Annotated in this window: 4 protein-coding genes; 2 read left to right on the top strand and 2 right to left on the bottom strand. The window is 65.1% G+C overall.

Annotated features, from left to right (window positions below; all coding sequences use genetic code 11):
- Positions 1 to 1511: circularly permuted type 2 ATP-grasp protein (locus tag AC1DJW_RS08645; RefSeq protein WP_476901148.1), on the bottom strand; the 1511-nt coding region annotated here is incomplete at its 3' end.
- A gap of 218 nt (positions 1512 to 1729) precedes the next feature.
- Between AC1DJW_RS08645 and pepN the strand changes: the two genes are divergently transcribed.
- Positions 1730 to 4369 (top strand): aminopeptidase N, encoded by a 2640-nt coding sequence (pepN, locus tag AC1DJW_RS08640; protein ID WP_476901147.1) that lies wholly within the window; start codon positions 1730 to 1732, stop codon positions 4367 to 4369.
- Positions 4370 to 4788: 419 nt separating this feature from the next.
- Positions 4789 to 5469, top strand: a complete 681-nt coding sequence (locus AC1DJW_RS08635) for a hypothetical protein (RefSeq protein ID WP_476901146.1) — start codon at positions 4789 to 4791, stop codon at positions 5467 to 5469.
- A 51-nt stretch (positions 5470 to 5520) separates the two neighbouring features.
- Here the strand turns inward: AC1DJW_RS08635 and AC1DJW_RS08630 are convergent, their stop codons facing one another.
- Positions 5521 to 6618 carry a lipoate--protein ligase family protein gene (locus AC1DJW_RS08630; RefSeq protein ID WP_476901145.1) on the bottom strand — a complete coding sequence of 366 codons (1098 nt, stop codon included), beginning with the start codon at positions 6616 to 6618 and terminating at the stop codon, positions 5521 to 5523.
- Positions 6619 to 6688 lie beyond the last annotated feature (70 nt).

Here is a 6688-nt window from a genome sequence, read left to right as displayed (position 1 = left end):
GGCCAGACCGAGACCTGTTCCCGGACCGTGATCGCGGACCGCGGCAGCTCGACGGCGGGCAGCCGCGGGGAGTCCGAGAGCACCCAGGTGTCCTTGGACCCGCCGCCCTGGGAGGAGTTCACGATCAGCGAGCCCTCCTTCAACGCCACCCGGGTCAGCCCGCCCGGCAGCACCCACACGTCATCGCCGTCGTTGACCGCGAACGGACGCAAGTCCACATGCCGGGGCCCGAACTTCTCCCCCGAGAGCGTGGGCACGGTGGAAAGCTGCAGCACCGGCTGCGCGATCCAGCCCCGCGGATCCGCCAACACCCGCTTCCGCAACGCCTCCAACTCCTCGGCCGAGGCATCAGGACCGATCACCAGGCCCTTGCCCCCGGACCCGTCCACCGGCTTGACCACCAGCTCCCCGAGCCGGTCCAGGACCTGCTCCCGGGCCTCCTTCTCCTCCAGCCGGAACGTCTCCACGTTCGCGATCACCGGCTCCTCATGCAGGTAGTACCTGATCAGGTCCGGCACGTAGGAATAGACCAGCTTGTCATCGGCCACCCCGTTGCCCACCGCGTTCGCGATCGTCACCCCGCCCGCCCGGGCCGCGTTCACCAGTCCCGGACACCCCAGCATCGAATCGGAGCGGAACTGCAGCGGATCCAGGAACTCATCGTCGATCCGCTTGTAAATCACGTCCACCCGCTGTTCACCGGCCGTGGTGCGCATGTACACCCGGTTACCGCGGCAGATCAGGTCCCTGCCCTCGACCAGTTCAACACCCATCAACCCGGCCAGCAGCGTGTGCTCGAAGTAGGCGCTGTTGAACACCCCCGGCGTCAACACCACCACCGTGGGATCATCGACCCCCGACGGCGCCGTCTTCCGCAACGCCGAGAGCAGACGCCGCGGGTATTCCTCGACCGGACGGATGTGCTGCTGCCCGAACGCCTCCGGCAAACCCTTCGCCATCGCCCGCCGGTTCTCCAGCACGTAGGACACCCCGGAAGGCACCCGCACGTTGTCCTCCAGCACCCGGAACGTACCCGCCGCATCACGGACCACATCAATCCCGGACACATGCACCCGCACGCCACCGGCCGGTTCGAAACCGTGCACGGCACGGTGGAAATGCGCGCTCGTGGTCACCAATGCCCGCGGCACCACGCCGTCAGCGACCACCGCCATCCGCCCGTAGACATCGTCCAGGAACGCCTCCAGCGCCCGCACCCGCTGCGCCACACCCCGCTCCAGGACATCCCACTCATCAGCCGGAATCACCCGCGGCACGATATCCAGCGGGAAGGGACGCTCCTCCCCCGCATAATCAAACGTCACACCCCGGTCCAGGAACGTCCGCGCCATCGACTCCGCACGGGCGCTCACATCCGCAAGCGAAAGCTCGCGGAGAGCACCGTCCACCTGGCCGTAGGACTTTCGGGCAACGGTGCCCGGGGCGAACATTTCGTCGTAGGCGCCGGAACGGGCGGCGGCCTCGGAGTAATCCCGGAATAGCTCTGACATGGGATTCAGACAATCACCTTTTCGATTACGAACGCATTTCGCGTTCTGCATGTTGCGCAGTGGCACCGGCTGTAGCGCGGGGTTTGCTAGCTGCAAATATACCGGGCACGGCCGCATGGGCCGCCGGACGCGCCCGTGCGGTGCTGGTTGCGCTTGGCTCCTGGTTCCTTATTGCCCTCCTGGGCTGGGCGCCGTCTTCCTCATGATTAGATAGCTGGGTGTCGAATCACAACTTGGCGCGCGCTGAGGCCGCCACCCGTTCAGCCCTGATCAGCACTCACAGCTACGACGTCTCCCTTGACGTCCGCGAAGCCGCCGATGCCGGCGTACCGGGGTACACAAGCCGCAGCGTCATCAACTTCTCGGCCAAGCCTGGTTCGTCCACGTTCCTGGATTTCATCCACGGCGGTGTACACAGCGTCTTCCTCAACGGAAAGGGACTGGATGTCGCCGAGGTAGTGGACGGCGACAGGATCCACCTCAACAATCTCCAGGCCGAAAATCAGGTCACGGTCACCGGAACCGCCCTTTACAGCCGATCCGGCGAGGGCATGCACCGCTTTGTCGATCCCGCGGACGGACAGTGCTACCTCTACACGCAATACGAACCGGCGGATGCCCGCCGTGTGTTCGCGAATTTCGAGCAGCCGGACCTCAAGGCCGAATTCACCTTCCACGTCATGGCGCCTTCTTCTTGGCAGGTGGCTTCCAATGGCGCCGAGCTCGCCCGGACGCAACTGACGAGCGATCCGGCGACGAGCCGCTGGGACTTCGCCACCACCAAGCGGATGTCTACCTACATCACCACGGTCCTCGCCGGTCCCTATTTCCGCGCCACGGACCAATGGAGCAAGACGCTCGACGACGGGACCAGCCTTGAGGTTCCGCTGGCGCTCTATTGCCGCGCATCCATGCAGGAGTCCTTCGATGCCGCCGGGCTTTTCCGGCTGACGAAGAACGGCCTGGACTTCTTCAACGACCTCTTCGACTATCCGTACCCCTGGGGCAAGTACGATCAGGCGTTCGTGCCCGAATACAACCTCGGTGCGATGGAAAATCCCGGCCTGGTCACCTTCACCGAGAAATACGTCTTCACCTCGCGGGCCACCGATGCCCAGTACCAAGCCCGCGCCAACACCCTCATGCACGAGATGGCCCACATGTGGTTTGGCGACCTCGTGACCATGACCTGGTGGGACGATCTCTGGCTCAAGGAATCCTTCGCCGACTACATGGGTACCCTCGGCGTGGACAAGGCCACGGACTGGGACAGCGCCTGGGTGAATTTCGCGAACAAGCGCAAGTCCTGGGCATATCTGCAGGACCAGTTGCCCACGACCCACCCCATTGTCGCGGACATTCCCGACCTCGAGGCTGCCAAGCAGAACTTCGACGGCATCACCTATGCCAAGGGCGCATCCGTCCTCAAGCAATTGGTGGCCTACGTCGGATTCGAGGCGTTCATTGCCGGCTCGCGCCGCTACTTCAAGGATCACGAGTATGGCAACACCTCGCTGGCCGACCTCCTCCAAGCCCTGGACACAGCGTCGGGCCGGGACCTTGGCACCTGGGCCCGGCAGTGGCTGCAGACCTCCGGGATCTCCACCGTTGCGGCCGAGATCGCCGGAAACGGCGATGCCATGGCAACGGTCACCCTGCGCCAGGACTCCGTGGATCCCGTCACGGGCAAGCAAGAACACAGGCCGCACAGGCTCAGGATCGGTCTTTACAACTTTGACGACGGCGGCCAGTTGCTCCGCACGGAGGGCATCGAGCTCGACGTCGACGGCGCCGAAAGCACGGTAGGGGCACTCGAAGGAAAGCCGCGCCCGGCCCTCCTGCTCGTGAACGACGACGACCTCAGCTATGCCAAGGTCCGCCTGGATGCGGGATCCGAAGCAACAGTACGTTCCTCCTTGGACCGCCTCAGCGACCCCATGGCCCGGGCGTTGTGCTGGACAGCCCTGTGGGATTCAGCGCGCGACGCCGTTACCCCGGCGGCGCTGTACGTCGCCGCCGTCGAACGCTTCGCCCCCGCCGAGTCAGGAATCGGCGTCCTCCTCAACGTTCTGGACAACGCGGTGACCGCCGTCGAGCGCTACATCCCGGCTCTGCAGCGGGATGAAGTCCGGGAGCGCCTGATGGCGGCCAGCGCGAGGCAGCTGCGGACCTCCGAGCCGGGCTCGGACCAGCAACTCGCGTGGGCCAGGGCCCTGGCCCAGTTGTCGCGCCATGATGGGGCTTACGTCGAGTTCCTCCGGGGCATTCTCTCCGGCAGCGTGACCGTGGACGGGCTGACGGTGGATGCGGATCTCCGGTGGAGCCTGTGGCAGGCGTTGGCAGCCAACGGAGCGGCCACGCTTTCGGAACTGGATGCCGAGCTAGCCCTGGACCACACCGCTTCCGGGCGCGAAGGCCATGCTCTGGCCGGAGCTGCCCGTCCCGATATTGACGTCAAGACCGGCGCATGGAATGCCGCGGTCAACGACACTGGGCTCTCCAATGAGATTCTGAGCGCCACAATCGCAGGTTTCTCCCTTGCCCCGTCCGGGCTCCTGGACGGCTTCACGGAACCGTACTTCGACTGCCTGGAGGATATCTGGCAGTCCCGGAGCATCGAGATCGCAAGCCGGATTGTGCGGGGCCTGTTCCCCGCGGCCCAGGATCTGCAGGCCGGGACGGCTCCGGGAGATCATCCTGTGCTTCGGCGCACGGACGATTGGCTTAGCGCCCACACGGCGGCTCCGCGTGCACTCCGGCGCATCATCATTGAGCAGCGAAGCCATTTGTTCCGCGCCCTGACGGCGCAAGCCGCCGGCGCTTCGCAACAAGAAGCTGTGGCACTGCAGCAGGGCTGACGCGGGAGCCGGCGTTGACGAGCTGGCCTTTGAACCAAGGAGATTGCCGGCATCGTCTTTAGATGCAAAGCCCGGCGCTCCGCATGGGCCTTTCCTGAGGACGGTCACCATGAAGATTCCTCGCCCCGTGCTTGCCGCCGCAGTGCTGAGCGCCAGCCTATTGCTCGGAGGCTGCTTCGGCGGACAACCCGCCGCTCCGGCACCCGCAAGCCCACCGGCGAGCACAACGCCCGCCCCAAGCGCGCCGTCGCCTGCACCGACGGCGACGCCGGTCGCGCCAACTACTACCCCGCCCGCCGTCGTTCCACCCCCAGCGCCGCCAACCGTCGTTCCGCCGCCTGTACAGACGCCGCCAACCGTAGTCCGGCCTCCAGCACAGGCGCCACCCCACATGGTTCCGCCGCCCCCGCGGCACCCCAATGGCGGCGACCGCGACGGCGACGATAACGGCGGACCGGACGACGGCGATGGAAACCGCTAGCGCGCCAAGGCGCCACAGAACAACACTGTTCGCCGTGCTCTCCCTGGGCGCGGTTGCTGCGATGCTGGCCGTCGCAGCTTGCAGTTCGTCTGTTCAAAGCCCGGGGACAAGCACCGTGCAGTCTGCGGAGTTGCCGTTCGCGTGGTTCACGGCAGCTCCAGCCCCGGCAGGCTGGAGAACCATGGACCTTCCGGATGGCACCGGGGTCCTTACAGTCCGACCCGATGCGAGTCCTGCCGAAAGCGACCCCGGCAGCGTGTCCGCGACTGTGTCGTCGTCAACGGGCGAACTGCGGATGTACCTCAACGCCACACCCCGGCAGGGCAGCGAGTCGCTGGACAATTGGAGCACCTTCAGGCTTGATCACTTGGCGGACGAGAACTCCTCGCCACCCACCAAAATCGCTGAACGCACCGGAATGGCTTTCCGCGGAGGCACGGGTTCCTGCGTGGAGGACAGCTACGTAACCCGCGTCGGCAACAACCGCTACCGTGAAATGGCTTGCCTCGTAGCGGGGAGCAAGGGCATCAGCGTCCTCATCGTGGCTGCTTCGGCCGATTCATGGCCGCTCTACGGTCCGGTCCTGGAACAGGCAGTGAACGCGTACCGGGCCGGGTAACTAGGGAACACCGGCAGTTAAGGGACACCCGCAGTTAAGGGACACCGGCAGTTAAGGGACACGGTGCAGCCATTCTTCGGTACCGAACTTTGACCGCACCCGTTCCCGGGCTATTGCCAATTCGGCGTCGGTGATGCTGGACTCCGTGGCGCCGTAGCGCTCGGTGAAAACTTCCTGCATGGCTTTGATGATCTCTGTCCGTGCCAGGCCGGTTTGCCGGCGGAGTGGATCCACGCGCTTCTTTGCGCTGCGGGTGCCTTTGTCGGACAGTTTTTCCTTGCCGATGCGCAAGACCTCCACCATCTTGTCGGCGTCGATGTCGTAGCTCATGGTGACGTGATGCAGCATTCCGCCGTTGGCTAGGCGCTTTTGCGCGGCACCGCCGATCTTGCCCTGCTCGGTGGCGATGTCATTGAGCGGGACATAGAACGCGGTAATGCCCAGTTTTTCCAAGGCAGCCATGACCCACGCGTCGAGGAAAGCGTAGGAATCGGCGAAGCTGATGCCATCGACGAGGCTCTGTGGCACATAGAGCGAATAGGTAATGCAGTTGCCCGCCTCCATGAACATGGCTCCTCCGCCACTGATGCGGCGGACCACCGTGATGCCGTGGCGCGCGACGCCGTCGGGATCCACCTCATTGCGGAAGGACTGGAAGCTGCCGATCACAACAGACGGCTCTTCCCAGTCCCAGAAGCGCAGGGTGGGCTTGCGTAGCCCGGCCCCGACCTGTTCGGTGAGGACCTCGTCCAGCGCTACATTGAGGTGGGTGGGAAGGACCGACGGCGGGATGACCTCCCATTCGTGGTCCGCCCACCCGCTCGCCTTGGACAGCGCCCTGCGGACAGCAACGGCGACGGCGTCGGCAGAGAAGCCGAACAGGACCGTGTCGGCGGGCAGTGCGGCGGTGACGGCGGCGGAAATCTCCGCCGGCGTCGAACTTTCCGGAAGGCCCGTGAGCGCCCGGTTGATGTCCAGCAGGGCCTCGTCCGGTTCGAGGAAGAAATCGCCGCTGAGCGAGACGTGCGCGAACCGCCCGTCCACGACGTCGAGGTCGACCACCACGAGTTTTCCGCCGGGGACCTTGTATTCGCCATGGAGCCGGGGTTCGTCTTGCTCGAAAGGCATGCTGGAAGTCATGGTTTCCATCCTGCCGGAAAACGCAAAAGCCCGCAGCCGCCGAAGGTACGGCAGGTGCGGGCTTTCACAGAAGCTTGGA

This window comes from Arthrobacter sp. 05L417 (assembly GCF_056397865.1).
Note: the sequence above shows the minus strand (reverse complement) of the source record. Positions and strands in the feature narration are given on the sequence as shown.

Coding starts and splice junctions, on each gene's coding strand:
- AC1DJW_RS08635 (WP_476901146.1), top strand. CDS start 4,789: ATGGCGGCGACCGCGACGGCGACGATAACGGCGGACCGGACGACGGCG.
- AC1DJW_RS08630 (WP_476901145.1), bottom strand. CDS start 6,618: ATGGAAACCATGACTTCCAGCATGCCTTTCGAGCAAGACGAACCCCGG.